The organism is Streptomyces sp. 8L (assembly GCF_020176795.1).
Lineage (GTDB): Bacteria > Actinomycetota > Actinomycetes > Streptomycetales > Streptomycetaceae > Streptomyces.
In genome coordinates, this window is the sequence record NZ_JAIUKE010000078.1 from 2818 (window position 1) to 28162 (window position 25345).

Below are 25345 nucleotides of genomic sequence, written 5' to 3' on the forward strand. Positions count from 1 at the left end.
TCGGCGCTCGCGCTGTCCCCCCTGCTGCGTGCCCCGAAGCCCTGGCGGCGCCGGTGCGCTCTTCCCGCCCGGGGCGGGGGGGGGGGGGGGGCACCCCCCCCCCCCCCCCCCCCCCCCCGCCGCCCGTGCTCCTCGGGCCGAAGCCCTCAGGACCGGCGTGCTCCTCAGACCGCGACCCGGCCGCCGTCCACCGGCAGCAGGGCACCGTGGACGAAGCTCGCCCGCGGGGACGCGAGGAACACGATGGCCTCCGCGATCTCCTCCGGACCCCCGGGCCGTCCCGCGGGGCCGCCCTGGGCGAGGGCGTCGAGCGCCTCTCCCATGCCGGCCGTCCCCTCGGTGCGGGTCGGCCCCGGGCTGACGGCGTTCACGCGGACGCCCCGCGGGCCGTATTCGGCCGCCCATGCCTTGGTCAGCAGCTTGAGGGCGGCCTTGCTCGACCCGTAGAGGCCCATGCCGGCGGCACCGTACTCCGCGACCATCGTCGTCACATTGACGATGGCTCCGCTGCCGCGTTCGGCCATCGCGGGCGCGAGTTCCGCGACCAGGAAGTACGGGACCTTCACATTGGTCGCGTACACCCCGTCGAAGGTCTCCTCGCTCGTCTCCTCCGTGGGGCCGAACGGGAAGACGCCCGCGTTGTTCACCAGGATGTCGACCGGCCCCGCCAGTGCGGTCGCGCTCCGCGCCAGGGCGCGCGCCGACTCCTCGTCGCGCAGGTCGGCCGCCGCGAAGTAGCCGGTGCCACCCGACTGTTCGATGTCGGCGACCACCTGCTTTCCGCGGGTCGCGTCGCGCCCCGACACCACGACCCGGGCGCCGAGCCGCGCGAGCGCCAGTGCGGCCGTGCGGCCGATCCCGCTGGTCGCACCGGTCACCAGTGCCGTCCTGCCCGCGAGTTCGCCCGCGACGCCGCCGGCCGCCCGGGCATCCTGTGCCGGGGTTCCCGCTCCGGCCGCCTTCGGTGTGCCGGTGTTGTCGTTCGCTGCCGTCGTCATGACGTCCTCACCTCTCCTGCCGGGCCGAGCCCGACCGGGCTCGGGGCCGCGGCGTCTGCCCGCCGCGGCTACGGGAGGTGTAAGCGGCATCCGGCCCGAAGCCTTCCGATGTGGTCATCGGCGTTGCTTATGGAGCCCATGTCCCCTCCTTCGGCCCCTCTGGCCTGCGGAAAGAGCACGGTGCGCGCCGCCGCGCTCAGCCCAGGACGTGCTGTCCGAGCGCGGTCACCAGATGGCCGAGGTCCCGCCTGGTCGCGTCTGCCGGCCACACCGCCCAGGTCCGCCGTACGAGCGGGTGCCCGATCAGCGGCGCCCAGCGGACGAACTCCGGCAGCGGCTGTGTCCAGTTCGCCGGTGCCAGGGCGAACGCCCGGCCGCCGCCCACCGCCGCGAACTTCACGTGCGGGATGCCCGCCTCCCCGTACGACCCCTCGGGGCCGAGATCGATGCCGTGACTGCGCAGCACCGCCGTGACCTCGTCGTACCAGGCGGGGCTGCCCGAGCGCGGGAAGCCGACCCAGTCGAGCCCCGCCAGTGCGTCCAGGCGGATGCCCGCGGGGCCGGTCCCACCCGTGGTGCCTGGGATGCCTGGGGTGCCTGGGGTGACCGCGCTGCCCGCGGGGCCCGTGGTGTCCGTCCCCGCCGGGCCGGTCGGCCGGCCCGCCAGCTCCGCGGCCCGCTCGGCGGAGAGCAGCACCCCGAGCCGCTCTTCCACGACGAGCAGCGCGTCCAGCGCGGGCCCGGCCGGCCGCTCCCGCAGCAGGCCCATCTCCAGTTCGCCCGCGAGGAGCGCCTCCTGCTGCTGCGCGGTGGACAGATGCCGGGCCCGGACCGTGGTCTCCGGGCAGGTCCGCGCCAGGTCCGCGATCGCGGGCAGCAGCACCTCGTCGGGCAGTTCGAGGGGGATGCCGAGGCGCAGCAGCCTGCTCCCGGGCGCGCTGTGCCCCGCCACCGCCGCGACGGCCCGGTCGTGGCGGGCGAGGACGGCGCGCGCCTCGGCGAGCAGGGTCATGCCCGCATCGGTGGCCCGCACACCGTTCCGGCCGCGTACGAGCAGCGGCACGCCCAGTTCCCGTTCCAGCGCGGCCACCGTCTGGGACACGGCGGGCTGGCTGACGTGCAGGCGCCGCGCCGCGGCGGACAGGCCGGCCGCCTCGACGACCGCGATGAACGTACGCATCTCCCGCAGCTCCATGTCCTCCATCGCATCACGAGGAGCACCGGGTGGCCGCACGGCGGTCCGCGGAGGCGCTGTGCGGTCGGGCGGCCACCCCCTGTGCGCCGCCGTCGCACGCGTACCGCCCGGAGTAGCGTTCAAAATATGACGAACGATATCGACGCGGTAGATATGGAAGAAATCGTCCTGTCATCGGGGCAGTGGGGCGGCCTGTCCGGAGACTCCATCGGGCTCGGCCCTGATCCCTGGCCCGGTCCGCCCGCCGCCCCGGAGCGGGGCGCGGAGACCGGGCCGCCGGGCCCCGCCGCGCGTGACGGTGCGGCGCCGGCCTCCGGTGGCCCTGGCGCCGTGTACGGGCGGGGCCGGTCGGTGGTGCTGCTGCACGGCCTGACCTTCGACCGCGCCATGTGGCGCCCCGTTCTCTCCCAGCTGTCGTCCGGTCACCCGGCGCTCGCGCTGGACCTGCCGGGACACGGTGAGTCACCGCCGCTGCCCGGCGGTGAGCACGGGCTCGACCACATCGTGGAGGCCGTGCACGACGCGGTCGTGGCGGCCGGTCTCGACGCGCCGGTGATGGTGGGGCACTCGATCGCCGGGGTGTTCGTCACCGCGTACGCCGCACGGCACCCGGCCGCAGCCGTGGTCAACGTCGATCAGCCGCTGCGCGTGGACGAGTTCGCCCGGTACGTGCAGCGCATCGCACCCCGCCTGCGGGGCGAGGACTTCGGTGAGACATGGGGCATGCTCCAGGCCAAGCAGCGGACGGAGAACGTCGGCGAGGCCGCCCACGAGCTGCTGCGGGCCGGGGACACGGTGTCGCAGCAGCTCGTCCTGAGCTACTGGGACGAGCTGCTCGACCTGCGCGTCGGGGACCTCGTCAACCGTACGGAGACGATGCTGGCGGACGTCCGTGAGCGGCGCCTCCCCTACGTGGCCCTGTTCGGCGACGAGATCGAGACGGCCGAGCGCACCTGGCTCCTCGACCGGCTGCCCGGCGCGGAGATCGTGGAGTGGCCGGTCGGCCACCACTTCCCGCACGTCACCGAGGCGGCGCGGTTCGCCGCACTCCTCACGGGGCTGCTGTCGGCGCGGCCGTGACCGTACCGGCAGCGGGCCGGGCACGCTGCCCCCGCGCGCGCACTCCGATCCCGATCCCGGTTCCGGTCTCGGTCTCGCCCGGCGATGCCGAGCCCCATCTCGCTGCCGCCGACGCTGCCGCTCCCGCCGACGCCGACGCTCAGCGCAGCGCGGTGAGCGCGGCCTTCGTGGCGTCGGCGATGAGGGCGTCGTCGGAGGTGGCGTCCTTGTGGCCGCGCTCGGAGAGGACCGCGATGACGACGGGGTCCCCGTGCGGCGGCCAGGCGACGCCGATGTCGTTGCGGCTGCCGTAGTCCCCGTTGCCGGTCTTGTCGCCGACCTTCCACCCGGTGGGCACACCGGCGCGGATGTAGGGGCCTCCGGTGGTGTTGTGGAGCATCCAGTCGGTCAGCTGCTTCCGCCGGTCACTGGTCAGGAGGTCCCCGAGGACGAACCGCCGCACGTCGGTGCCGAGGGCGCGGGGCGTGCTGGTGTCCCGTACGTCCCCCGGAACGGCGGTGTTGACGTCCGGCTCCGTGCGGTCGACGTGCGTGGTGCTGTCGCCGACGTCCCGCAGCGCCTGCTGGAGCCCGTGCGGGCCGCCGAGCCGGCCGAGCAGCAGGTTGGCCGCGGTGTTGTCGCTGTAGCGCAGGGCCGCGTCGATGAGCGCGCGCAGCGTCATTCCGGTGGACACGTGGGAGCGGGTGATCGGTGAGTAGTCCTGTAGGTCGGCCGCGCGATACGTGATCACGTGGCTGAGGTCGGCGTCGGAGACGTGGCGCAGCAGAGCGCCCGCGGCGAGCGCTTTGTACGTCGAGTCGAAGGCGAAGCGGTCGTCCGCGTGGTAGACGACCTCGCGGCCCGTGCCGGTGTCCAGCGCGTACACGCCGAGCCGCGCGCGGTAGCGGTGCTGGAGCCCGTCGAGGGCCTGCGTCGCGGCCGTCATGGAGGCGGTTCGCGAGGCGGTTCCGGGGGACGGGGCGGATGAGGGGGCCGAGGACGCGGAGGAGCGGGCGGCCGAGGGCGTCGAGGCGGGCGTCTTCCCGGCGGTCGGCGTGTCCTGTCCGGCGCACGCGCCGAGCGTGCCGACGAGGAGCAGGGCCGATGCGACGGACAGCGGGCCGCGGAGTGGAGTGTGGCGCATGCGCCACAGCGTCGCCCACCACGATCCATGCGATCAAAGACACAAAAGGGCATTCCCATGCTGTTTCGGCATGCTGTTCCGGATACGATCCGGGACCGTGGATCTGGTCGGAGCGTGCCGCGTGTTCGTCCACGTCGGCGAACGAGGGAGTTTCACCCTGGGTGCCGCCGCCGCCCAGGTGCCGCAGTCGGTGGCGAGCCGGCGCATCGCCGCCCTGGAACAGCGCTTCGGTGAGCGGCTGTTCGACCGGTCCACCCGGCGTGCGGCGCTGACCGCGTTCGGCCGCGACATGCTGCCGGCCGCGAAGCGGCTGGTGCGGCTGGCCGACGAGCTGGAGTACAGCGCGGAGCGGGCCAGGCTGCGTCCCCTGACGGTGGCGGTCCCCGAGACCTGCGCGGTTCGCCATCTGGCCCTGCTGGACGCCGCCTCGCGCGAGCGCGGCACAGCGCTGGACTTCCGTACGGCGGGACCGCAGGAGCGCGCGAGGCTGCTCGCCGACCGCGACGTACGGGCGGCCCTGGTCGCGGTCGTGCCGGACGAGGCCACCTGGTGCGTACCCCTGGGCGTGGCCTCCCGGAGGGGCGACGGCGCCGGCTCCCGGCCGGGCGGGGACGCCCGGCCGCTGCGGATCGACACACTTCGGCCGGCCCGGACGGCGCCCGCGGGCCCGCGCCTGTGGCTCCAGCCCGAGGACGACGTGCCGCACGTACGGGACCGGCTGACGGAGGTCGCCCAGGGCGTGGCCCTCGCTCCCTCGCAGGTCGCCGTCGCCGCCTCGCTCACCGCGGCCCTGTCCGACGTACTGCGCACGGCGAACCTGCTGGTGTGTTCCGCGGCCCAGGCCCGAGAACTCGGCCTGGACTGGCGCCCCTTGGCCGGGCTCACACTCGCCCGCGGCTACCGCGCCGCAGCGATCGGCGACGAGACACACCGCCTGGACACCCACCTGTGGGACGAGACGGCCCTGTGCCTGGGCGCCCCCGCCGGTCGAGAGGATCGGCGTGCTCCCGCCGGTCGAGAGGACTGGCGTGCCCCCGCCGATCGCGAGGATTGGCGTGCTCCCGCCGGTCGAGAGCAGCGGGACGCCCCCGCCGGTCGAGAGGACCGGGGCGCCACCGCCGGCCGAAACGAGCGGCGCGCCCCCGCCGGTCGAGAGGAGCGGCGATGCCCGCCGAACGCGTGATCCACGAGCTGCGCCGCCTCCTGGCCGACGCCGGGCTGAGCGGGTCGTTCCTGGTGCGGGACCTGTCGACCGGCGAGGAGGCCGCGATCGACGCGGACCGCGAACTCCCCATCGCCTCACTCGTCAAACTGCCTCTCGCGATCGCCGTCCTCGACCGTGTGCGGACCGGCCGGATCGACGGCGCCCGTACGGTCACGGTCCAGCCGGGACGGGTCACCTCGCCGGGACCCACCGGTCTCAGCAGATTCCGCCATCCGGCCCGGATCGCCGTCGAGGATCTGCTCTACCTCGCTCTCGCGATCAGCGACAACACCGCGGGCGACGCGCTGTTCGGGCTCGTCCCGCCGGCGGAGGTCCAACGGACCCTGCGCGACGCGGGCCTGGCCGGCATCACCGTGCGGCACCTGCTCCACGAACTGTCCGACACCCCCGCCGAGCGCTTCGCGCCGGACGAGGCCCGGCTCGCCCAGTCGCTCGCGATCGACCGGGGAACGCCGGGACGGGGGCACGCGATCCCCCAACTGGACGTCGGCCGGGCGAACACCGGCACCGCACGCGCCTTCGTCGATCTCCTCGAAGCCCTGTGGGTGCCCGGCCGTATCCATGCCGAAGTCGCGCGTCCCGTACGGTCGTTGATGGCGGCCAACGTCATCAGGCACCGGCTGGCCCCCGACTTCGGCGCGGACTCGGCCGTGTGGTCGTCCAAGACCGGCACCCTGCTGAACCTCCGCCACGAGGTGGGCGTGGTGGAACACGGCGACGGTACGGCCGTCGCCGTGGCCGCGCTCACCGAGTCCTCCGTACCCGCCGCCGTCCAGCCCGCCGCGGAGGCCGCGATGGCGCGGGTCGCCCGTGCCCTCCACGACCATGTGCGCGCGGACGGGCGGACGGCGCCCTGGTGACAACGCGCGCCCGACCCCGTACGCCGGACTCTGTCCCGGCGGACCCCTCACGCGGTAAAATCCGGATTGCCCGTGTTGACGGGCCGTTAGGCCGCGAAGAGCCCGCAAGCTCAAGTGAGTTGACGGGGTTGGCGAGGTCGACGGGTTGGCCGTTGGTAGGGGGACCACCGGTGACGCACTACGACGTGGACATCGATCCAGTACAGGTGTTGCTCTCGTCCGCGGGCTTCGCGGACCTCCAGGTATGGGCCTCGCAGATCCACTCGGGCCTCGTCGGATCGCTGGACGACGCCGCCGGCATGGCGGGCGACGACGACGCCGGCCACGCGTTCGCGGCGCTCTACGATCCCGCGGCGCAGCGGGTCACCGACGCGCTGGGCAAGAGCGTCGCGTACCTGGGCGGCGCGGCGAACACCCTCTACACCATGTCCACGAACTACCTCGTGGCAGAGGTCAAGCTGCTGAACGGCATGCGGCTGCCGACGCAGCTGCCCGCGGGTTCGAACCCCGGGTGCGACAGCGAGCCGCGATCCGTGAAGATCCCGACGGCGGTCGGGCACCAGAACTGGGCCGTCCGCGACATCATCGCCAAGTTCTGGCCCCAGGGCGACCCGGACGCCCTGCGCCAGGCGGGCAAGGACTGGCAGCGCCTGGCCGGCCTGCTCACCACGCTCGGCCTCGAAGGGGACCGCCATGTCACCCCGGTGACCGCGGAGAGCGACGCGAGCGATGTCGAGGCATTCGGGGCGAGCTGGCGGCAACTCCACATCGACTGCACGGTCACGGGCCCCCTCCTCAACACCCTCTCCACCACGGCCCACCAGCTCAGCCAGGCCTGCGACACGTACGCGGGAAAGATCGACTCGCTGCGTACCCACCTGACGCACCTGGCCGAACTCGCGGGCGGTGTCGCGGTCGTGGGAATCGGCCTGACACTCCTGACCTTCGGCGGCTCGGACGCCGCCGCCGCGGGCGGGGAGGCGGCGATCGCGGCAGAGGCGTCCGCGGCGGCCGTGGCCATGGCGGCGGAGCTGGAGGCCAGCGCCGAACTCGCCGTGCTGGCCGAGGCCGCGGCGACGGTGGAGGCCGCGGCGGCCCGCATCCTCGTCCCCGTCGTCGTCACCACGGCGGCCACCGGTGCCACCATGCTCCTGGCCTCCACCGCGGCCGGTGCCGCGCCGGGACCGCCGCCGGCGCCCGGCACCTCGCCCCTGCCCCGCGATCCGCTGAGCCGCTTCCCCGCCCTCTCCGCCACGGACCAGGCCGCGGTCGTGCGGTGGATGCAGACCATGCGCAACGACGGCCGTACGAGCCCGTCCGTGCTGCCGACCACCGGAAAGCCCAAGATCGACGCGCGCCGCGCCTACCAGTTGAGGGTCGCTGGTTCGACGGAGTACAACCTCTACACCACGGTCCCGGACGGGAAGGGCGGCCAGCGTGGCATGAACGCGGACGGAGTGCGCTCGTCCGACGGCGCCGCCGTGGACGCGAAGTACATCGGAACGCAGAAGGGCTGTTCGTCGCCGCTGCGCCTCGGCAACGTGGACAACGTGCCCTCGTACGTCTACGAGTCCACCGAGAAGAGCCAGAAGGACGAGATCGCGCGGTACGGCTCCGCGTTCAAGGACCCCCGCAACCAGGTCAACCACCTGGAGATCATCACCAACGACGCCAAGGCGGGCGCCTACTTCGACGCGTTGCTCGCCGCCGGGAAAGTCCCCGGCGAGACCCGTATCGTGCCCTAGCGTCAACCAGGACGCCTGAGAGGAATCAGCAGTGGGAGCCACCTTCTTCGTGAGCGCGGACCGGGAGAGCGGCGCGGCCTGGACCTTCACGGACGACGAACTGTCCGCCTGCGTGACGCGCCTGTGGCCCGGCAGCCGATTGTCGGACGGCGACGGCATCCTGGAGCTGGCCATCCGGGAGACCGACGCGCAGGACGCGGGCGTTACGAACGCGGGCGTCACGGATGCGGAGGGGACGGACGTCCGGGACCCGGGCGTCATGGACGCGGGCGGCCGGGAGACCGGCCGGGTGCATCCCTTCGCGTGGCAGACCGAGCACCGGGTCCTGACCTTCCCCGACCAGGACCCGCTGGACGGGGCGGCCCGGATCGTGCACCGGCTGCTGAGCACGCTCGCGCCCGACGTCCCGGCCGTCTGGTGGGCCGACTACGACGCCGATCTCGAACCCGTCGACCTGTCGCTGGACGAAACCACCTTCGCCAGGGAGTTCGGCGGCTGAGGGCGCGCGCCGCCCGGCACGGCCTGCCGCGGCGGCGTGCGTGATACGCGCGTGTGGCCGCCCGTCAGTGTCCGGGCAGGCGCGTCTCCAGCTCGCGCAGGACATCCGCAGGGGACGGCAGGGCCGCGTTCCTGGCCCGCACCTCGCCGGCGGCTCGTGCGAACGCGGGATCGCCCAGCACCTGCCGCGCGGCGGCACCGGCCTCGCCCGGTTCGGTGATGGTCAGGGCCGCGCCCAGCCGCTCGGCGCGGGCCGCGTTGAAGGGGTGGTCGGCCATGACCGGCCGGATGACGAGAGGCACTCCGAGGGCGAGCGCGCCGAGCACGGTGCCGGTGCCGCCCGCCGAGACCACGAGGTCGACGTCGGGCAGGACCCGGGCGAGCGGTACGAACCCGATGTGCCGGACGGCCGGGCCGAGTGCGGCACCGTCCGGCGCAGGCCCGGTGACCAGGACGTTGAAACCGGCCTCCGCCAGGGACGTGGCGAACTCCCGCTCCATGTCGCGGTCGTCCACGCTCGTCCCCAGCGTGACGAGTACGCGGGCACCGGGACGGCCGAACTCCGGGGGCTCGTAGTCGGCGCCGCTCCGGTCGAACGGCACGATCCGTACCGGCAGCCGGTCGGCCGCCAACGGCGCGTCCTCGCCGTGCAGCAGGTCCGGGTACGGGTCGACGTAGGCCAGTCTGGGCGTCCTGGTCAGGCCGTACCGAGCGAGCTGGGCGTCCCACCGCTCGTCGAGGACCTCCCCGAAGTGCGGGGGCAGGCCGCCGGAGACGCCGTGGAGGGCCCAGGGCGTGCCCAGCTCCGCCGCTAGCATCGGGCCGACGAAGTCCAGGGTGTCGCACACGATGAGATCGGGGGCGAACTCCTTCGCGCGGGTGCGCGCCTGCTCGTAGGTCAGGTCGACCCGCGTGCCCGCGAACAGCTCCGCCGCTCCCGGGCCCGGGCCGTTCCAGGGCCCGCCGAGGCGCCGCACCGTCTCCGCCACCAGCTCCTTGGCCGGCGGCCCCGCGATCAGCAGGGGGAAGGGCGCCAGCAGCTCACGGAGATCCTCCGAGGTCAGAAGGGCCGCTTCATGGCCGTCGGCCACCGCCGCCGAGGCCATGGGCACCAGGGGAAGCACATGTCCCGTGGCAGGGACCGCGCTGAAGAGAACACGCACAGGAACCTCGCAGCATCTGTTGTGTGGTTGCGCCCGCCGGAGCGGCGACCCCGGCGAACGGGCCTGCGGGGCCGGGAACACACCCATCGTATGAACCTCACGTGGACCCTCTGGACGGGGGGGGGCGGCCCGGGCCCCGGCCGAGGGCGGCGCGAACGGCGATGGCGCGGGCGCCGGGGGCGTGCCCCCTCGGCCGACCGGTCGCCCCGGTCGCCCCGTGCGCGCCCGAGGCGGTCGCGGAAAGCCGGGAACACGCCCCGACAGGTGCCTCCACCGCGGTGGCGCGGCCTGTCGTTAGGCTGCAACTGGCGCCCGTGTGACGTGAGTTGAAGCTCGGGCGGTGAGTGGCAAGAAATGCCGAAGTGTCCCTGTAAGGAGTCGTCCGTAGGCATGACCGACAATCTGACGCAGCGTCTGGCTGACCATGTCCGTACCGAGGGCTGGGGCGATCGGAACGCCTTCCTGGTGGACGACGACGCCTGGACGTTCCACCGAGTCTTCGACGGCGCCGCCCGGGTGGCGGGCGGGTACCGGGCCGCGGGGCTGCGCCCGGGCGAGCGGGTCCTGCTGGCCCTGCCCGACAGCATCGAGATGGTCTGGTGCCTGCTCGGAGCGTGGCAGGCGGGTCTCGTCGCCGTGCCGGTCAACGTGCAGATGAGCCAGGAGGACCTGACCCGGGACATCGCCACGGCCGAACCGGCCCTGGCCGTGATCGACCCGGAGACCGCCGGGTGGCTGGAGGGCGCGGACCTGGTGCCGACCACGCACGTACCGCCCCTGCTCAAGGGGGAGCCGGAGCCCGGATTCCGCGGCGGCGCGGACGACTCGGCGCTCGCCCTGTTCACCTCGGGCACCACGGGCCCGCCCAAGCTGTGCTTCTTCCGCCACCGCGACCTCGGCGGCGTGCGCGGCGGGGGGTCGACGTCGGGACCCGGCACGGTCGGGCTCTCGGTGTCGCGGATGTACTTCCTGGGCGGGCTGAGCGCCTCGCTGTTCACCACCCTCACCACCGGCCAGGTCTCCGTGCTCTCGCGTCCGCGCGCCACCCCGGCCGCCGCGGTCGGGCTCATGCGCCGCCACCGCGTCACGCACCTGTTCTCGCAGCCGAGTTTCCTCGCGCGCCTACTGCTCGAACCCGGCCACGCCGACGTGCTGGGCCACCTGCGGCTGGCGATCTGCGCGGGGGAAGTGCTCTCCGCGCGGATGCGCGAGAAGGTGGTGCCGCTCCTCGGAGAGCGGCTGATCAACGCCTACGGCGCGACCGAGATCGGCGGCATAGCCATCGGCCCGCCCGCCGCGTACGACACGCCCTCGGCGGTCGGACGGCCCTTCGACGGCCGTCCCGTGCGCATTGTCGACGCCGAAGGCCGGACGCGACCGGTGGGGGAGCGGGGCGAGCTGCACATCCATGTGCCCTTCGCCACGCGCGGCGTCGCGCGCGGCAGCCTCTGCCCGCGCCACGAGGCGGACGTCTGGCATCCCACCGGGGACCTGGCGTCGCTCGACGAGGACGGGGTCGTGCACGTGCACGGCCGGCTCGACGACGTCGAGGTCATCGGCGGGCAGAACGTGGTGCCTGGCGAGATCGAACAGCTCCTTGAGAGCCACCCGGAGGTGCTCGAAGCGGCCGTCAGCGCCGTGCGGCGCCCGGCGGGGGACACCAGCCTGCGCGCGTATGTGGTGCGCGCGCCCGCGGCCGGGCCGGGCCCTGGGGCGGACCCCGACGCCCTGGCCGCCGAGCTGGTCGGCCTGGCCGAGTCCCGGCTGTCCTGGTACAAGGTCCCGCACGACCTCGTATGGCTGGACGCGCTACCGCGGAACGGGAACGGGAAGATCCTGCGCAGGCAGCTCCGCGCGAGCGGCGGCCAGTTCGTCTGAGCAGGGCGGTCGCGGTCACCGGCCGGCCGGGGGCAGTCGCTGACCGGTGACCGCTGACCGGTGGCCGACTGGTGGTGACCGGCGGCCGGGTGCCCGCGGCCGGGCCGCGTCGGGGCGCCCCGGCCGCCTGCCTCCGGCCGCCGCGCGGACGCGGGTTACGCTCGCCGGATGGCCCCCGCCGACCCGCCCGCAGCCCCGCACACCGACACGCCCGCCGACATGCGCACGGACCAGCCCCGTGTCACGGGCACCGACGCACACCGCGTCACGCTCGCCGAACTCGCCGCCGACCCGCACCCGCACCTCGCCCGGCTGCGCGCCCGTGGCCCCGTGGTGTGGGTGGAGGCGCTCGGCGGATGGCTGGTGACCGCGCGGGAGTCGGCCGTACGGGTGATGCGCGACGCGGAGACGTTCACCGTGGACGACCCCCGGTTCACCACCGCGAAGGTCATCGGTCCGAGCATGCTCTCCCTGGACGGCGCGGAACACGGCCGCCACCGGGAGCCGTTCGTCGAGCCGTTCAAGCCGCGCGCGGTGCGCGCCGCGTTCGCCGGGACCATCAGGGCGGAGGCCGACCGGCTGCTCGACGCCCTCGCCCCGCACGGCGCGGGCGAGCTGAGGCGGGGGTTCGCCGGGCCGCTCGCCGCCGTCGTCATGGCCGACGTCCTCGGGCTCAGGGACGTGCCCGTCCCGGACGTACTCGGCTGGTACGACGCCATCGTGGGCGCCGTCGACCGGCTCACGCGCGGCGAGGACGCCGGGGCCGAGGGGCCCGCCGCGTACGCGGCGCTGCGCGAGGCCGTCGCCGCGACCGTGGGGGCGAAAGGCGCGGAGTCGCTGCTGGAGGCCGCGTCCGACCGGCTCGGGGTGGGGGAGATCGCCGCGAACGCGGCGGTCCTGCTGTTCGGCGGCATCGAGACCACCGAGGGCATGATCGTCAACGCGCTGTACCACCTGCTGTCGGAGCCCCGGCTCGCGAACGAGGTACGCGCCGACCCGGCCCTCCTCGACCAGGCCGTCGAGGAGTCGCTGCGCCTGGAACCCGGCGCGGCCGTCGTGGACCGCTACGCCACCCGGGACACCGAGCTGGGCGGCGCCCGGATCGGGGCCGGCGACCTCGTCACGGTGTCGCTCGCCGGGGCCAACCGCGACCCGGAGGTGTTTGCCGACCCCGACCGCTTCGACCTCGGGCGCGCCAACTCCCGCCTCCAGCTCGCCTTCGCGTACGGCCCGCACTACTGCCTGGGCGCGCACCTGGCCCGCCTGGAGGCGGTGATCGCGCTGCGCGCCTGCTTCGAGCGGCTGCCGGGGCTGCGCCTGGACGGGACGCGGCCGAGCCACCCGTACGGTCTGGTCTTCCGCAAGCCGCCGTCCCTGGAGGCCCGTTGGGACACCGGGGCGGCATAGGGCTCCGGCCGGGGCGCGCGGCGTAGACCCCGGTCCCCGGCGGCGTAGGGCTCCGGCCGGGGCGCGGGGTGTAGGCCCCGGTCCCGCCTCACGCCTTCGCGGCGCCGGGCTCCAGCATCTTCTCCATGCGCTCCACCAGGGGCTGCGACGCGGCGATGGCGAGGGCGATCGCGCCCAGCACGATGAAGGTGTTCAGCCACACCGCGGTGTGCACCGGCAGGGTGTACGCGCAGACCACGCGGACCGCGCAGTCGCAGAGCAGGGCCGTGCCCCAGACCGCCGAGTGCAGGCGCTGCGCCGTACGGAAGGCGCCGGGGCCGGCCGAGAGCCGCCCCCAGGCCGCCGACTTCGCCGCGTCGCTCTTCACCAGCATCGGCTTGACCGCCGTCGCCATCAGCGGCGCGCCGCCCAGCGAGGACAGCAGGATCGCGATGCCGACGGTGCTGCTGACGGCGCCGTCCTTGGCGAGCATCAGGCGCGGGTCGCCGGTCAGCAGGCTCACCCCGATCCCGACGACGTTGACCGCCAGCATCAGCGCGCCGAGGGCGTTGAGCGTCCTGCGGGTGAGCGCGGTCCACACGGTGCTGATCGCGGGCGGGACGCTGGAGATCACGAGTGCGGGGACGGTACCGACGCCGGCCAGCTTCGTCAGTCCGTAGTAGAGCGCGAGGGGGAGCGCGACATCCGCGAGGAGGGGGCGCAGCGCCTCGCGGCGCGGATCGCGCGGGCCGGCGTCGTGCGCCCGCTGCTCGGACACGGTGGCCGCCTGCTTCTTCGCTGTGGTGATCGAGGTCATGGCAGGACCGTAGCCGTAAAATTTGTACCCGGTCAATCTTTTTTCTCGGCTTAAAAATTAGCCTGGTACAGTCGATGCATGACGGCAACCACGGCAACCACGGCCGCGAAGGCGGCCCCGGCCCCCGGCCTGCGGGAGCGCAAGAGGGTCCAGACGCAGCGGGCGATCTGGAGCGAGGCCATCTCGCTCTTCCTTGAGCAGGGCTTCGACGGGGTCACCGTCAACCGGATCGCGGCGGCGGCGAATGTCTCCAAGATGACCGTCTTCAACTACTTCCCGACGAAGGAAGACCTGGTCACCGCCCCGATGCGGGACCACATCGAGGACCCGGCCCGCGTCGTGCGGGCCCGCGCGGCGGGAGAGGGTCCCGCCGTGGCGCTCCATCGCGACTTCCGCGCCCTGCTGGACGGGCGCGACGCCTCCAGCGGGCTGTGCGACATCACCTGGGTGGTGGGCTGCCAGCGCCTCCTGCGCGAGACCCCCGCACTGCGCCTGCGGCTGTACGCGATGCACGAGGAGGCCCGGGTGCTGCTGGCGGGCGCCCTGGCCGGCGGCGACGGGGACGACGGGGACGACGGAGACAAGGGTGGCGGCGGCGGGCCCGGGACCGGCGGTGCCGCGCCGGACGTGTTCGCCCACGCGGAGGCCGGCCGGCTCCTCGGCGCCCGTCAGGCGCTGATCGAGGAGAACGTGCGGCGGATGATCGCGGGCGAGACGGCGGACGCGGTGCACCCGGACGCGGTGCGCGCGGCGGACCGCGTCTTCGGCCTGCTGTCCGGACAGGCGCCCGGGTAGCCGGGGCAGGCGTCCGGGCATGCGCCCGGGTGGCCAGTGGCCCGGCCAGGCGTCCGGGCCGTCCCCTCCCTGATCCGTCCCCTTCTATAAGGAGGACGCGAAACAGGCCGTCGGCCGGTGCCGCCGCCGCACCGCCGGCCCGGTGCCGCCGACGCGCCACCCGGCCGTCCCCGGGGCGGCGACGATTCGGACGTGTGCCCGTGGGGTAGGGTTCTCCGTCGCGATTGGCCAGGCCCTGGGGCCCTGTGGCACACTGGTCCGGTTGCTCGGTTGAGTGCCGATGCTGCGCGCCTCCCGCCGGGAGGACTGGAAGCGAGTCCCACAGTACTCGTCGCCTCAACTGCCCTTCCGGGCAGCGCTGGAGCGGACGTACGGGAATCTTCCGGGAATGCGTGGCGGGGTATCAGCCAGGCGCCGGTGGTGGTCGGCCTCTCTGGTCGGCCCGGTTCCGTTTCCCCCGCAGTGTGGGTCCCGTCATGGGGTCTTCCACAGAGGAAGCGCGACACGCCCGACCGCGTGGGTCGGCTAGCGGCGTCAGAGCGTAAGACAGAGAACGGGAATTCGAAGCAGCCATGGCGGGACAGAAGATCCGCATCCGGCTCAAGGCCTACGACCACGAGGTCATCGACTCCTCGGCGAAGAAGATCGTCGAGACGGTGACCCGCACTGGTGCGTCGGTCGCGGGCCCGGTGCCGCTGCCCACAGAGAAGAACGTGTACTGCGTCATCAAGTCGCCGCACAAGTACAAGGACTCGCGCGAGCACTTCGAGATGCGCACGCACAAGCGCCTGATCGACATCCTCGACCCGACGCCCAAGACCGTTGACTCGCTGATGCGCCTGGACCTTCCGGCCGGCGTCGACATCGAGATCAAGCTCTGAGAGGCGCGGAAGAGATGACCAAGCAGATCAAGGGCGTCCTGGGCGAGAAGCTCGGCATGACCCAGGTCTGGGACGAGAACAACCGTGTCGTCCCGGTGACCGTCGTCAAGGCCGGGCCCTGTGTCGTTACCCAGGTCCGTACGAATGACTCCGACGGCTACGAGTCGGTCCAGATCGCCTTCGGCGAGATCGACCCGCGCAAGGTGAACAAGCCCCTCAAGGGCCACTTCGCCAAGGCCGACGTGACCCCCCGCCGCCACCTCGTGGAGCTCCGCACCGCGGACGCCTCGACGTACACGCTCGGCCAGGAGATCAAGGCCGACGTGTTCGAGTCCGGGCTCAAGGTCGACGTGACCGGCAAGAGCAAGGGCAAGGGCTTCGCCGGTGTCATGAAGCGCCACAACTTCAAGGGCCTCGGCGCCGGTCACGGTACCCAGCGCAAGCACCGCTCTCCCGGCTCCATCGGTGGCTGCGCCACCCCGGGCCGCGTGTTCAAGGGCCTCCGTATGGCGGGCCGCATGGGCAACGAGCGGGTCACCACCCAGAACCTGACCGTGCACGCCGTGGACGCGGAGAAGGGCCTGCTGCTCATCAAGGGCGCGGTTCCCGGTCCCAACGGCGGTCTCGTTCTGGTTCGTACCGCGGCCAAGGGGGCCTGAGGTAAACCATGAGCACCATTGACATCCTTTCGCCCGCGGGCGAGAAGTCGGGCAGCGTCGAGCTCCCCGCGGAGATCTTCGAGGCCAGGGTCAGCGTTCCGCTGATCCACCAGGTCGTCGTCGCCCAGCTGGCAGCGGCCCGCCAGGGCACGCACAAGACCAAGACCCGTGGCGAAGTCCGCGGCGGTGGCAAGAAGCCGTACCGCCAGAAGGGCACCGGCCGGGCCCGCCAGGGTTCGACCCGCGCGCCGCAGTTCGCCGGCGGTGGCGTCGTCCACGGCCCCGTGCCGCGTGACTACTCGCAGCGGACCCCGAAGAAGATGAAGGCCGCCGCCCTGCGCGGAGCCCTCACGGACCGCGCGCAGAACGCCCGCGTCCACGTCGTCTCCGGCGTCATCGAGGGCGACGCGCCCTCCACCAAGGCCGCGAAGACCCTGTTCGGCAAGATCAGCGAGCGCAAGAACCTGCTCCTGGTCGTCGAGCGCGCCGACGAGGCCGCGTGGCTGTCCGCCCGCAACCTGCCCCAGGTCCACATCCTGGAGCCGGGCCAGCTGAACACGTACGACGTGCTCGTCTCGGACGACGTGGTCTTCACCAAGGGCGCCTTCGAGTCCTTCGTCGCCGGCCCGAACAAGGCCAACGAAACCGAAGGGAGCGAGGCCTGATGGCTACGCGCCACCCCAGCATCGCGCCCAAGGCCGCCAAGGCCGCCAAGGCGAAGCGCCTGGCCAAGGCCAGGAGCGGCGTCAAGGGCCCGGTCGTCGAGACCCCGCTGAGCAAGTCCCTCGCCGACCCGCGCGACATCCTCGTCAAGCCGGTCGTCTCCGAGAAGAGCTACGCCCTGCTCGACGAGAACAAGTACACGTTCGTCGTCGACCCGCGCGCCAACAAGACCCAGATCAAGCAGGCCGTCCAGGCGGTCTTCTCGGTCACGGTCACCGGCGTCAACACGATCAACCGGCAGGGCAAGCGCAAGCGCACCCGCTCCGGTTTCGGCAAGCGCCCTGACACCAAGCGCGCCATCGTGACCCTTGCCGAGGGCGACCGCATCGACATCTTCGGCGGCCCGACCTCCTGACGGAGGCCGGTTCGTTCAGAAGTCCGGAATCTTCCGAGGACTGAGAAATGGGTATCCGCAAGTACAAGCCGACGACCCCGGGCCGTCGTGGCTCCAGCGTCGCCGACTTTGTCGAGATCACGCGGTCCACGCCGGAGAAGTCGCTGGTCCGTCCCCTGCACAGCAAGGGCGGCCGCAACAACGCCGGTCGTGTGACCGTCCGCCACCAGGGCGGTGGCCACAAGCGCGCCTTCCGTGTCATCGACTTCCGTCGGCACGACAAGGACGGCGTCCCCGCCAAGGTCGCGCACATCGAGTACGACCCGAACCGCACCGCGCGCATCGCGCTGCTCCACTACGCGGACGGCGAGAAGCGCTACATCCTCGCCCCCGCGGGCCTGGTGCAGGGCGCGCGCATCGAGAACGGCGCCGGCGCCGACATCAAGGCGGGCAACAACCTGCCGCTGCGCCACATCCCCGTCGGTACCACGGTGCACGCCATCGAGCTGCGTCCCGGCGGCGGCGCCAAGTTCGCCCGCTCCGCGGGCTCCTCGGTGCAGCTGCTCGCGAAGGAGGGCTCCATGGCCACCCTTCGTATGCCGTCCGGTGAGGTCCGCATGGTCGACGTCCGCTGCCGCGCCACCATCGGCGCCGTCGGCAACGCCGAGCAGTCGAACATCAACTGGGGCAAGGCCGGCCGCATGCGCTGGAAGGGCGTACGCCCGACCGTCCGCGGTGTCGCCATGAACCCGGTGGACCACCCGCACGGTGGTGGTGAGGGCAAGACCTCCGGTGGTCGCCACCCGGTCTCCCCCTGGGGTCAGAAGGAGGGTCGTACTCGTTCTCCCAAGAAGGCGAGCAACAAGTACATCGTCCGCCGCCGCAAGACGAACAAGAAGCGCTAGGAGCGGGTTTAAGATGCCGCGCAGTCTCAAGAAGGGGCCCTTCGTCGACGACCACCTGATCAAGAAGGTGGACGTACAGAACGAGGCAGGCACCAAGAACGTCATCAAGACCTGGTCCCGTCGCTCGATGATCGTCCCGGCCATGCTGGGCCACACGATCGCGGTGCACAACGGCAAGATCCACGTCCCGGTGTTCGTCACCGAGTCGATGGTCGGCCACAAGCTCGGCGAGTTCTCGCCGACTCGCACCTTCCGCGGCCACGTCAAGGACGACCGGAAGTCGAAGCGCCGCTAGCAGCGGGGTGGAACCGATCATGACAAACACCGAAGGGACAACCATGGAAGCCAGGGCCCAGGCGCGGTACATCCGCGTCACGCCCATGAAGGCCCGCCGTGTGGTGGACCTCATCCGTGGCATGAACGCCACGGAGGCTCAGGCGGTCCTGCGTTTCGCCCCGCAGGCCGCGAGCGAGCCCGTTGGCAAGGTGCTGGACAGCGCCATCGCCAACGCCGCCCACAACTACGAGCACACGGACGCCACGTCGCTGGTCATCAGCGAGGCGTACGTGGACGAGGGTCCGACCCTGAAGCGGTTCCGGCCGCGCGCGCAGGGTCGCGCGTACCGCATCCGCAAGCGGACCAGCCACATCACCGTGGTCCTCAGCAGCAAGGAAGGAACCCGGTAATGGGCCAGAAGGTAAACCCGCACGGGTTTCGGCTCGGCATCACCACGGACTTCAAGTCCCGCTGGTACGCCGACAAGCTGTACAAGGACTACGTCAAGGAAGACGTCGCCATCCGCAGGATGATGACGAAGGGCATGGAGCGGGCCGGCATCTCCAAGGTGGAGATCGAGCGCACCCGCGACCGCGTCCGCGTCGACATCCACACCGCCCGGCCGGGCATCGTCATCGGCCGTCGCGGCGCGGAGGCCGACCGCATCCGCGGCGAGCTGGAGAAGCTCACCGGCAAGCAGGTCCAGCTGAACATCCTCGAGGTCAAGAACCCCGAGGTGGACGCCCAGCTGGTCGCGCAGGCCGTCGCCGAGCAGCTGTCCTCCCGCGTCTCCTTCCGTCGCGCCATGCGCAAGAGCATGCAGTCGACGATGAAGGCCGGCGCCAAGGGCATCAAGATCCAGTGCGGTGGCCGCCTCGGCGGCGCCGAGATGTCCCGCTCGGAGTTCTACCGCGAGGGCCGCGTGCCCCTGCACACGCTCCGGGCCAACGTCGACTACGGCTTCTTCGAGGCCAAGACCAGCTTCGGCCGCATCGGCGTGAAGGTCTGGATCTACAAGGGCGACGTCAAGAACATCGCTGAGGTCCGCGCGGAGAACGCAGCGGCTCGCGCCGGCAACCGTCCGGCCCGCGGTGGCGGCAGTGACCGCCCGGCGGGTCGCGGTGGACGCGGCGGCGAGCGCGGCGGCCGTGGCCGCAGGCCGCAGCAGCAGGGTGACCGGCAGAGCCCGGCGACCGAGGCCCCCAAGGCCGAGGAAGCCACGGCTGCGGCGCCGGCTCCTGCCGAGAGCACCGGAACGGAGGCCTGACCGCCATGCTGATCCCGCGTAGGGTCAAGCACCGCAAGCAGCACCACCCCAAGCGCAGCGGTATGTCCAAGGGTGGTACGCAGGTCACGTTCGGCGAGTACGGCATCCAGGCGCTGACCCCGGCGTACGTGACGAACCGCCAGATCGAGGCCGCTCGTATCGCCATGACCCGCCACATCAAGCGTGGCGGCAAGGTCTGGATCAACATCTACCCGGACCGTCCGCTGACGAAGAAGCCCGCCGAGACCCGCATGGGTTCCGGCAAGGGTTCTCCCGAGTGGTGGATCGCGAACGTCAAGCCGGGCCGGGTGATGTTCGAGCTGTCCTACCCGAACGAGAAGACCGCTCGTGAGGCGCTCACCCGCGCTGCTCACAAGCTCCCGATGAAGTGCCGGATCGTTCGGCGCGAGGCAGGTGAGGCGTGATGTCGGCCGGTACCAAGGCGTCCGAACTGCGCGAGCTGGGCGACCAGGAGCTTGTCGGCAAGCTCCGGGAGTCCAAGGAAGAGCTGTTCAACCTCCGCTTCCAGGCGGCGACGGGACAGCTTGAGAACCACGGCCGCCTCAAGGCCGTGCGCAAGGACATCGCGCGGATCTACACCCTGATGCGTGAGCGCGAGCTGGGCATCGAGACAGTGGTGGAGAGCGCCTGATGAGCGAGAGCAACGTGACTGAGACGAACACCGCCACGCGCGGCTTCCGCAAGACCCGTGAGGGCCTGGTCGTCAGCGACAAGATGGACAAGACCGTCGTCGTCGCCGTCGAGGACCGCGTCAAGCACGCCCTGTACGGCAAGGTCATCCGCCGTACGAACAAGCTCAAGGCCCACGACGAGCAGAACGCCGCCGGCATCGGCGACCGCGTCCTCCTCATGGAGACGCGGCCGCTGTCGGCGACCAAGCGCTGGCGCGTCGTCGAGATTCTCGAAAAGGCCAAGTAAGCCTTTTTCGGCAGGGCCAAGTAACCCCCTCCGAGGGGGAATTCCTCCTCGGAACAGTTCCGCCAGGCTCCGGGGGCCGCCGTTCGCGGCAGCCCCCGGGGAACCGGCAGACGATCAGGAGATAGACGTGATCCAGCAGGAGTCGCGACTTCGTGTCGCCGACAACACGGGTGCGAAGGAAATCCTCACCATCCGTGTTCTCGGCGGCTCGGGTCGCCGCTACGCGGGTATCGGTGACGTCATCGTCGCCACCGTCAAGGACGCGATCCCCGGTGGCAACGTGAAGAAGGGTGACGTCGTCAAGGCCGTCATCGTTCGCACCGTCAAGGAGCGTCGTCGCCAGGATGGCTCGTACATCCGCTTCGACGAGAACGCCGCCGTCATTCTGAAGAACGACGGCGACCCCCGCGGCACCCGTATCTTCGGCCCGGTGGGTCGTGAGCTGCGCGAGAAGAAGTTCATGAAGATCATCTCGCTCGCGCCGGAGGTGCTGTAGGCATGAAGATCAAGAAGGGCGACCTGGTCCAGGTCATCACCGGTAAGGACAAGGGCAAGCAGGGCAAGGTCATCGTGGCCTACCCCGCGCGCGACCGCGTCCTCGTCGAGGGTGTCAACCGGGTCAAGAAGCACACCAAGACCGGCCAGACCGCTCGCGGTTCGCAGACCGGCGGCATCATCACCACCGAGGCGCCCATCCACGTCTCCAACGTCCAGCTGGTCGTGGAGAAGGACGGCAAGAAGGTCGTGACCCGCGTCGGTTACCGCTTCGACGACGAAGGCAACAAGATCCGCGTTGCCAAGCGGACCGGTGAGGACATCTGATGGCTACCACCACTGCGCCGCGTCTGAAGACGCGCTACCGCGAGGAGATCGCGGGCAAGCTGCGTGACGAGTTCAAGTACGAGAACGTCATGCAGACCCCGGGCCTCGTCAAGATCGTGGTCAACATGGGTGTCGGCGACGCCGCCCGCGACTCGAAGCTGATGGACGGCGCGATCCGGGACCTCACCGCGATCACCGGCCAGAAGCCCGCCGTCACCAAGGCCCGCAAGTCCATCGCGCAGTTCAAGCTGCGCGAGGGCCAGCCGATCGGCTGCCACGTCACGCTCCGCGGCGACCGCATGTGGGAGTTCCTGGACCGTACGCTGTCGCTCGCGCTGCCGCGTATCCGTGACTTCCGCGGTCTGTCCCCGAAGCAGTTCGACGGACGCGGCAACTACACCTTCGGTCTCACGGAGCAGGTCATGTTCCACGAGATCGACCAGGACAGGATCGACCGGGTCCGGGGCATGGACATCACCGTGGTCACCACGGCGACCAATGACGACGAGGGTCGTGCCCTGCTGCGCCACCTCGGCTTCCCGTTCAAGGAGATGTGACCGACGTGGCGAAGAAGGCTCTGATCGCTAAGGCCGCCCGCAAGCCGAAGTTCGGCGTGCGTGCCTACACGCGCTGCCAGCGCTGTGGCCGGCCCCACTCCGTGTACCGCAAGTTCGGCCTGTGCCGTGTGTGCCTCCGTGAGATGGCGCACCGCGGTGAACTGCCGGGCGTTACCAAGAGCTCCTGGTAGTCCTTTCCCGGACTCCCGGAGTCTCTCGGTAAGCAACTGGTTGGCAGAAGCCCCACCCCGCATGGCTTAGGCTGGTGGGGTCGGGCCTCTGCCGCCCGACATCCGCGGGCATCGCCCGCACGTGCTGCTTACTACGCCGTAGGTCCCCGCGTCACACCTGCCCCGTCTCGGTTCGGGGAGAGGGACGACGCATACAGGAAACCCCGGCGAGAGAGGCCGAAGGCCAATTCATGACCATGACTGATCCCATCGCAGACATGCTCACGCGTCTGCGGAACGCGAACTCGGCATACCACGACTCCGTCGTGATGCCGCACAGCAAGATCAAGTCGCACATCGCCGAGATCCTCCAGCAGGAGGGTTTCATCACCGGCTGGAAGACCGAGGACGCCGAAGTCGGCAAGAACCTCGTCCTGGAGCTGAAGTTCGGCCCGAACCGCGAGCGTTCGATCGCCGGTATCAGGCGCATCTCCAAGCCGGGTCTCCGCGTGTACGCGAAGTCCACCAACCTGCCGAAGGTCCTCGGCGGCCTGGGCGTGGCGATCATCTCCACGTCCCACGGTCTCCTGACCGGTCAGCAGGCGGGCAAGAAGGGCGTGGGTGGGGAAGTCCTCGCCTACGTCTGGTAGTCGGGAACGGAAGGAGAAAGCTCATGTCGCGTATCGGCAAGCTCCCCATCCAGGTTCCCGCCGGTGTGGACGTCACCATCGACGGCCGTACGGTCTCCGTGAAGGGCCCCAAGGGCTCCCTCGCGCACACCGTCGCGTCCCCGATCGAGGTCACCAAGGACGAAGACGTGATCAGCGTCACGCGTCCGAACGACGAGCGTCAGAACAGGTCGCTGCACGGCCTGTCCCGCACGCTGGTGGCGAACATGATCACCGGCGTGACCCAGGGGTACACCAAGGCGCTCGAAATCAGCGGTGTCGGTTACCGCGTCCAGGCGAAGGGCTCCAACCTGGAGTTCGCCCTGGGCTACAGCCACCCGATCACGGTCGAGGCGCCCGAGGGCATCAGCTTCAAGGTTGAGTCGCCCACGAAGTTCTCGGTCGAGGGCATCGACAAGCAGAAGGTCGGCGAAGTCGCTGCCAACATCCGCAAGCTGCGGAAGCCCGACCCGTACAAGGCCAAGGGTGTCAGGTACGCGGGCGAGGTCATCCGCCGCAAGGTCGGAAAGGCTGGTAAGTAAGCCATGGCATACGGTGTGAAGATCGCCAAGGGCAACGCGTACAAGGCCGCTGCCATCAAGCGCCGTCACATTCGCGTCCGCAAGAGGATCTCGGGTACGCCGGAGCGTCCCCGCCTCGTCGTGACGCGGTCGAACCGCCACATGGTGGCGCAGGTCGTCGACGACATCGCGGGCCACACGCTCGCGTCGGCGTCGACCCTCGACACCTCCATCCGCGGTGGAGACGGTGACAAGAGCGAGCTGGCGAAGAAGGTCGGTTCCCTGGTCGCGGAGCGCGCCAAGGCCGCCGGCATCGAGGCCGTCGTGTTCGACCGTGGTGGCAACAAGTACGCCGGGCGGATTGCCGCTCTGGCTGACGCCGCCCGCGAAGCCGGTCTGAAGTTCTAGAGCCCGGTTCCCACGCACAGCGGACGTAACAGAGAGAGGTAATTCCAATGGCTGGACCCCAGCGCCGCGGCAGCGGTGCCGGTGGCGGCGAGCGGCGGGACCGGAAGGGCCGTGACGGTGGCGCCTCCGCCGCCGAGAAGACCGCATACGTTGAGCGCGTCGTCGCGATCAACCGTGTCGCCAAGGTTGTGAAGGGTGGTCGTCGCTTCAGCTTCACCGCGCTGGTCGTGGTGGGCGACGGTGACGGCACCGTGGGTGTCGGCTACGGCAAGGCCAAGGAGGTGCCGGCCGCCATCGCCAAGGGTGTTGAGGAGGCCAAGAAGCACTTCTTCAAGGTCCCCCGTATCCAGGGCACCATCCCGCACCCGATCCAGGGCGAGAAGGCCGCGGGCGTCGTCCTGCTGAAGCCCGCTTCCCCCGGTACGGGTGTTATCGCCGGTGGCCCGGTGCGCGCCGTCCTGGAGTGCGCGGGCGTGCACGACATCCTGTCGAAGTCGCTCGGCTCGGACAACGCGATCAACATCGTGCACGCGACGGTGGCGGCCCTCCAGGGCCTCCAGCGCCCCGAGGAGATCGCGGCCCGCCGCGGTCTGCCCCTCGAGGACGTCGCCCCCGCGGCTCTGCTGCGTGCTCGTGCGGGAGCGGGTGCGTAATGGCCCGCCTCAAGATCACGCAGACGAAGTCGTACATCGGCAGCAAGCAGAACCACCGCGAGACGCTGCGTTCGCTCGGGCTCAAGCGCCTGCACGACGTGGTCGTCAAGGAGGACCGTCCCGAGTTCCGCGGCATGGTGCAGACCGTGCGCCACCTCGTGACGGTTGAGGAGGTCGACTGACATGGCGGAGCAGAAGCCGCTGAAGGTCCACAACCTCCGTCCTGCCCCCGGCGCCAAGACCGCCAAGACCCGTGTGGGTCGTGGCGAGGCGTCCAAGGGCAAGACCGCTGGTCGTGGCACCAAGGGCACGAAGGCCCGCTACCAGGTTCCGGAGAGCTTCGAGGGCGGGCAGATGCCCCTCCACATGCGGCTCCCGAAGCTGCGGGGCTTCAAGAACCCCTTCCGCACCGAGTACCAGGTCGTCAACCTGGACAAGCTCTCGACCCTCTACCCGGAGGGTGGCGAGGTCACCGTTGACGACCTGGTCGCCAAGGGCGCGGTGCGCAAGAACAGCCCGGTCAAGGTTCTCGGCCAGGGCGAGATCTCCGTGGCGCTGACGGTGTCGGTGGACGCCGCCTCCGGCTCCGCCAAGGAGAAGATCACCGCCGCCGGCGGGACCGTCACCGAGTCCGCCTGAGCGGACCCGATGGCCTGAAACATCCGACCGGGGATGCCTCTGTGAAAGGGGTATCCCCGGTTGGTCGTTCCGCCGGAGCCACTGCCGCCGGTATGGTGGCGTGGATTGTTGCTCCACCCACCGGGTCCCCCGACCGCCACAGCGGGGTTTGGTCCCGGCA

Annotated in this window: 34 protein-coding genes; 29 read left to right on the forward strand and 5 right to left on the reverse strand. The window is 71.3% G+C overall.

Annotation, left to right across the window (positions count from 1 at the left end; translation table 11 throughout):
- Positions 1-164: 164 nt before the first annotated feature.
- Entirely contained in the window at positions 165-998 is an 834-nt protein-coding gene (locus LCE31_RS08365) for an SDR family NAD(P)-dependent oxidoreductase (RefSeq protein ID WP_225013375.1), read from the reverse strand.
- Positions 999-1194: 196 nt separating this feature from the next.
- A complete protein-coding gene (locus LCE31_RS08370) occupies positions 1195-2202 on the reverse strand; it encodes a LysR family transcriptional regulator (protein WP_225013376.1) in 1008 nt (335 codons plus the stop codon).
- 117 nt (positions 2203-2319) lie between these two features.
- On the opposite strand from LCE31_RS08370, the gene LCE31_RS08375 reads away from it, so the two are divergent.
- Entirely contained in the window at positions 2320-3273 is a 954-nt protein-coding gene (locus LCE31_RS08375) for an alpha/beta fold hydrolase (RefSeq protein ID WP_225013377.1), read from the forward strand.
- Positions 3274-3412: 139 nt separating this feature from the next.
- Here the strand turns inward: LCE31_RS08375 and bla are convergent, their stop codons facing one another.
- Positions 3413-4396, reverse strand: a complete 984-nt coding sequence (bla, locus tag LCE31_RS08380; RefSeq protein ID WP_225013378.1) for a class A beta-lactamase — start codon at positions 4394-4396, stop codon at positions 3413-3415.
- 97 nt (positions 4397-4493) lie between these two features.
- On the opposite strand from bla, the gene LCE31_RS08385 reads away from it, so the two are divergent.
- The 4 genes from LCE31_RS08385 (at position 4494) to LCE31_RS08400 (ending at position 8725) form a co-directional block, all read left to right on the forward strand.
- Positions 4494-5579, forward strand: coding sequence for a LysR family transcriptional regulator (locus LCE31_RS08385; protein ID WP_225013379.1), 1086 nt, complete (start codon positions 4494-4496; stop codon positions 5577-5579).
- Positions 5561-6481 carry a serine hydrolase gene (locus LCE31_RS08390; RefSeq protein WP_225013380.1) on the forward strand — a complete coding sequence of 307 codons (921 nt, stop codon included), beginning with the start codon at positions 5561-5563 and terminating at the stop codon, positions 6479-6481. Before LCE31_RS08385 ends, LCE31_RS08390 begins: the two co-directional genes overlap by 19 nt.
- A 170-nt stretch (positions 6482-6651) precedes the next feature.
- Positions 6652-8226 carry a restriction endonuclease fold toxin-2 domain-containing protein gene (locus LCE31_RS08395; RefSeq protein ID WP_225013381.1) on the forward strand — a complete coding sequence of 525 codons (1575 nt, stop codon included), beginning with the start codon at positions 6652-6654 and terminating at the stop codon, positions 8224-8226.
- A gap of 31 nt (positions 8227-8257) precedes the next feature.
- Positions 8258-8725: a hypothetical protein gene (locus tag LCE31_RS08400; protein WP_225013382.1), complete on the forward strand. Its 468-nt coding sequence runs from the start codon at positions 8258-8260 to the stop codon at positions 8723-8725.
- Positions 8726-8789: 64 nt separating this feature from the next.
- Here LCE31_RS08400 and LCE31_RS08405 read toward each other — a convergent pair whose 3' ends face one another.
- Positions 8790-9830, reverse strand: coding sequence for a glycosyltransferase (locus LCE31_RS08405; protein WP_225013405.1), 1041 nt, complete (start codon positions 9828-9830; stop codon positions 8790-8792).
- 447 nt (positions 9831-10277) lie between these two features.
- Here LCE31_RS08405 and LCE31_RS08410 point away from each other — a divergent pair, with 447 nt between their 5' ends.
- Positions 10278-11765 carry a class I adenylate-forming enzyme family protein gene (locus tag LCE31_RS08410; RefSeq protein WP_225013383.1) on the forward strand — a complete coding sequence of 496 codons (1488 nt, stop codon included), beginning with the start codon at positions 10278-10280 and terminating at the stop codon, positions 11763-11765.
- Positions 11766-11933: 168 nt separating this feature from the next.
- Positions 11934-13172 carry a cytochrome P450 gene (locus LCE31_RS08415; RefSeq protein ID WP_225013384.1) on the forward strand — a complete coding sequence of 413 codons (1239 nt, stop codon included), beginning with the start codon at positions 11934-11936 and terminating at the stop codon, positions 13170-13172.
- 88 nt (positions 13173-13260) lie between these two features.
- On the opposite strand, the gene LCE31_RS08420 is transcribed toward LCE31_RS08415, so the two are convergent.
- The gene (locus tag LCE31_RS08420) at positions 13261-13968 is read right to left on the reverse strand and encodes a VC0807 family protein (protein WP_225013385.1); all 708 of its coding nucleotides are present in this window, start codon (positions 13966-13968) and stop codon (positions 13261-13263) included.
- A 78-nt stretch (positions 13969-14046) separates the two neighbouring features.
- Between LCE31_RS08420 and LCE31_RS08425 the strand changes: the two genes are divergently transcribed.
- From LCE31_RS08425 to rplO, 22 genes are all read left to right on the forward strand, one after another.
- Positions 14047-14763, forward strand: coding sequence for a TetR/AcrR family transcriptional regulator (locus LCE31_RS08425; protein WP_225013386.1), 717 nt, complete (start codon positions 14047-14049; stop codon positions 14761-14763).
- Positions 14764-15335: 572 nt separating this feature from the next.
- Positions 15336-15644, forward strand: a complete 309-nt coding sequence (rpsJ, locus tag LCE31_RS08430) for a 30S ribosomal protein S10 (protein ID WP_003948644.1) — start codon at positions 15336-15338, stop codon at positions 15642-15644.
- Positions 15645-15658: 14 nt separating this feature from the next.
- Entirely contained in the window at positions 15659-16303 is a 645-nt protein-coding gene (rplC, locus tag LCE31_RS08435; protein ID WP_225013387.1) for a 50S ribosomal protein L3, read from the forward strand.
- Between the two features lie 8 nt (positions 16304-16311).
- On the forward strand, positions 16312-16968 hold the full coding sequence (gene rplD, locus LCE31_RS08440) for a 50S ribosomal protein L4 (protein ID WP_225013388.1): 657 nt from the start codon (positions 16312-16314) through the stop codon (positions 16966-16968).
- On the forward strand, positions 16968-17381 hold the full coding sequence (gene rplW / locus LCE31_RS08445) for a 50S ribosomal protein L23 (RefSeq protein WP_225013389.1): 414 nt from the start codon (positions 16968-16970) through the stop codon (positions 17379-17381). Before rplD ends, rplW begins: the two co-directional genes overlap by 1 nt.
- 47 nt (positions 17382-17428) lie before the next feature.
- Positions 17429-18265, forward strand: a complete 837-nt coding sequence (rplB, locus tag LCE31_RS08450) for a 50S ribosomal protein L2 (protein WP_225013390.1) — start codon at positions 17429-17431, stop codon at positions 18263-18265.
- Between the two features lie 13 nt (positions 18266-18278).
- Entirely contained in the window at positions 18279-18560 is a 282-nt protein-coding gene (gene rpsS, locus LCE31_RS08455) for a 30S ribosomal protein S19 (protein WP_030351437.1), read from the forward strand.
- 43 nt (positions 18561-18603) lie between these two features.
- A complete protein-coding gene (rplV, locus tag LCE31_RS08460; RefSeq protein ID WP_225013406.1) occupies positions 18604-18951 on the forward strand; it encodes a 50S ribosomal protein L22 in 348 nt (115 codons plus the stop codon).
- Positions 18951-19808, forward strand: coding sequence for a 30S ribosomal protein S3 (gene rpsC, locus LCE31_RS08465; protein ID WP_225013391.1), 858 nt, complete (start codon positions 18951-18953; stop codon positions 19806-19808). The genes rplV and rpsC overlap by 1 nt, the downstream gene beginning before the upstream one ends.
- 5 nt (positions 19809-19813) lie before the next feature.
- Positions 19814-20233, forward strand: a complete 420-nt coding sequence (gene rplP, locus LCE31_RS08470; protein ID WP_030903854.1) for a 50S ribosomal protein L16 — start codon at positions 19814-19816, stop codon at positions 20231-20233.
- Positions 20233-20460: a 50S ribosomal protein L29 gene (gene rpmC, locus LCE31_RS08475; protein ID WP_225013392.1), complete on the forward strand. Its 228-nt coding sequence runs from the start codon at positions 20233-20235 to the stop codon at positions 20458-20460. Before rplP ends, rpmC begins: the two co-directional genes overlap by 1 nt.
- The gene (gene rpsQ / locus LCE31_RS08480; protein ID WP_225013393.1) at positions 20460-20747 is read left to right on the forward strand and encodes a 30S ribosomal protein S17; all 288 of its coding nucleotides are present in this window, start codon (positions 20460-20462) and stop codon (positions 20745-20747) included. Before rpmC ends, rpsQ begins: the two co-directional genes overlap by 1 nt.
- A gap of 127 nt (positions 20748-20874) precedes the next feature.
- A complete protein-coding gene (gene rplN, locus LCE31_RS08485) occupies positions 20875-21243 on the forward strand; it encodes a 50S ribosomal protein L14 (protein ID WP_003966950.1) in 369 nt (122 codons plus the stop codon).
- A gap of 2 nt (positions 21244-21245) precedes the next feature.
- Positions 21246-21569: a 50S ribosomal protein L24 gene (gene rplX, locus LCE31_RS08490; protein ID WP_225013394.1), complete on the forward strand. Its 324-nt coding sequence runs from the start codon at positions 21246-21248 to the stop codon at positions 21567-21569.
- Positions 21569-22126, forward strand: coding sequence for a 50S ribosomal protein L5 (gene rplE / locus LCE31_RS08495; protein ID WP_209339858.1), 558 nt, complete (start codon positions 21569-21571; stop codon positions 22124-22126). Before rplX ends, rplE begins: the two co-directional genes overlap by 1 nt.
- A gap of 5 nt (positions 22127-22131) precedes the next feature.
- Positions 22132-22317 (forward strand): type Z 30S ribosomal protein S14, encoded by a 186-nt coding sequence (locus LCE31_RS08500; RefSeq protein WP_003956452.1) that lies wholly within the window; start codon positions 22132-22134, stop codon positions 22315-22317.
- Between the two features lie 230 nt (positions 22318-22547).
- Positions 22548-22946 carry a 30S ribosomal protein S8 gene (gene rpsH / locus LCE31_RS08505; protein WP_225013395.1) on the forward strand — a complete coding sequence of 133 codons (399 nt, stop codon included), beginning with the start codon at positions 22548-22550 and terminating at the stop codon, positions 22944-22946.
- A 23-nt stretch (positions 22947-22969) separates the two neighbouring features.
- Entirely contained in the window at positions 22970-23506 is a 537-nt protein-coding gene (rplF, locus tag LCE31_RS08510; RefSeq protein WP_225013396.1) for a 50S ribosomal protein L6, read from the forward strand.
- Positions 23507-23509: 3 nt separating this feature from the next.
- Complete coding sequence (gene rplR, locus LCE31_RS08515; protein WP_225013397.1) at positions 23510-23893, forward strand: 50S ribosomal protein L18; 384 nt, start codon at positions 23510-23512, stop codon at positions 23891-23893.
- A gap of 47 nt (positions 23894-23940) precedes the next feature.
- Positions 23941-24546: a 30S ribosomal protein S5 gene (rpsE, locus tag LCE31_RS08520; RefSeq protein ID WP_225013398.1), complete on the forward strand. Its 606-nt coding sequence runs from the start codon at positions 23941-23943 to the stop codon at positions 24544-24546.
- A complete protein-coding gene (rpmD, locus tag LCE31_RS08525) occupies positions 24546-24728 on the forward strand; it encodes a 50S ribosomal protein L30 (protein WP_225013399.1) in 183 nt (60 codons plus the stop codon). The genes rpsE and rpmD overlap by 1 nt, the downstream gene beginning before the upstream one ends.
- Position 24729: 1 nt before the next feature.
- Positions 24730-25185, forward strand: coding sequence for a 50S ribosomal protein L15 (gene rplO, locus LCE31_RS08530; RefSeq protein WP_225013400.1), 456 nt, complete (start codon positions 24730-24732; stop codon positions 25183-25185).
- Positions 25186-25345 lie beyond the last annotated feature (160 nt).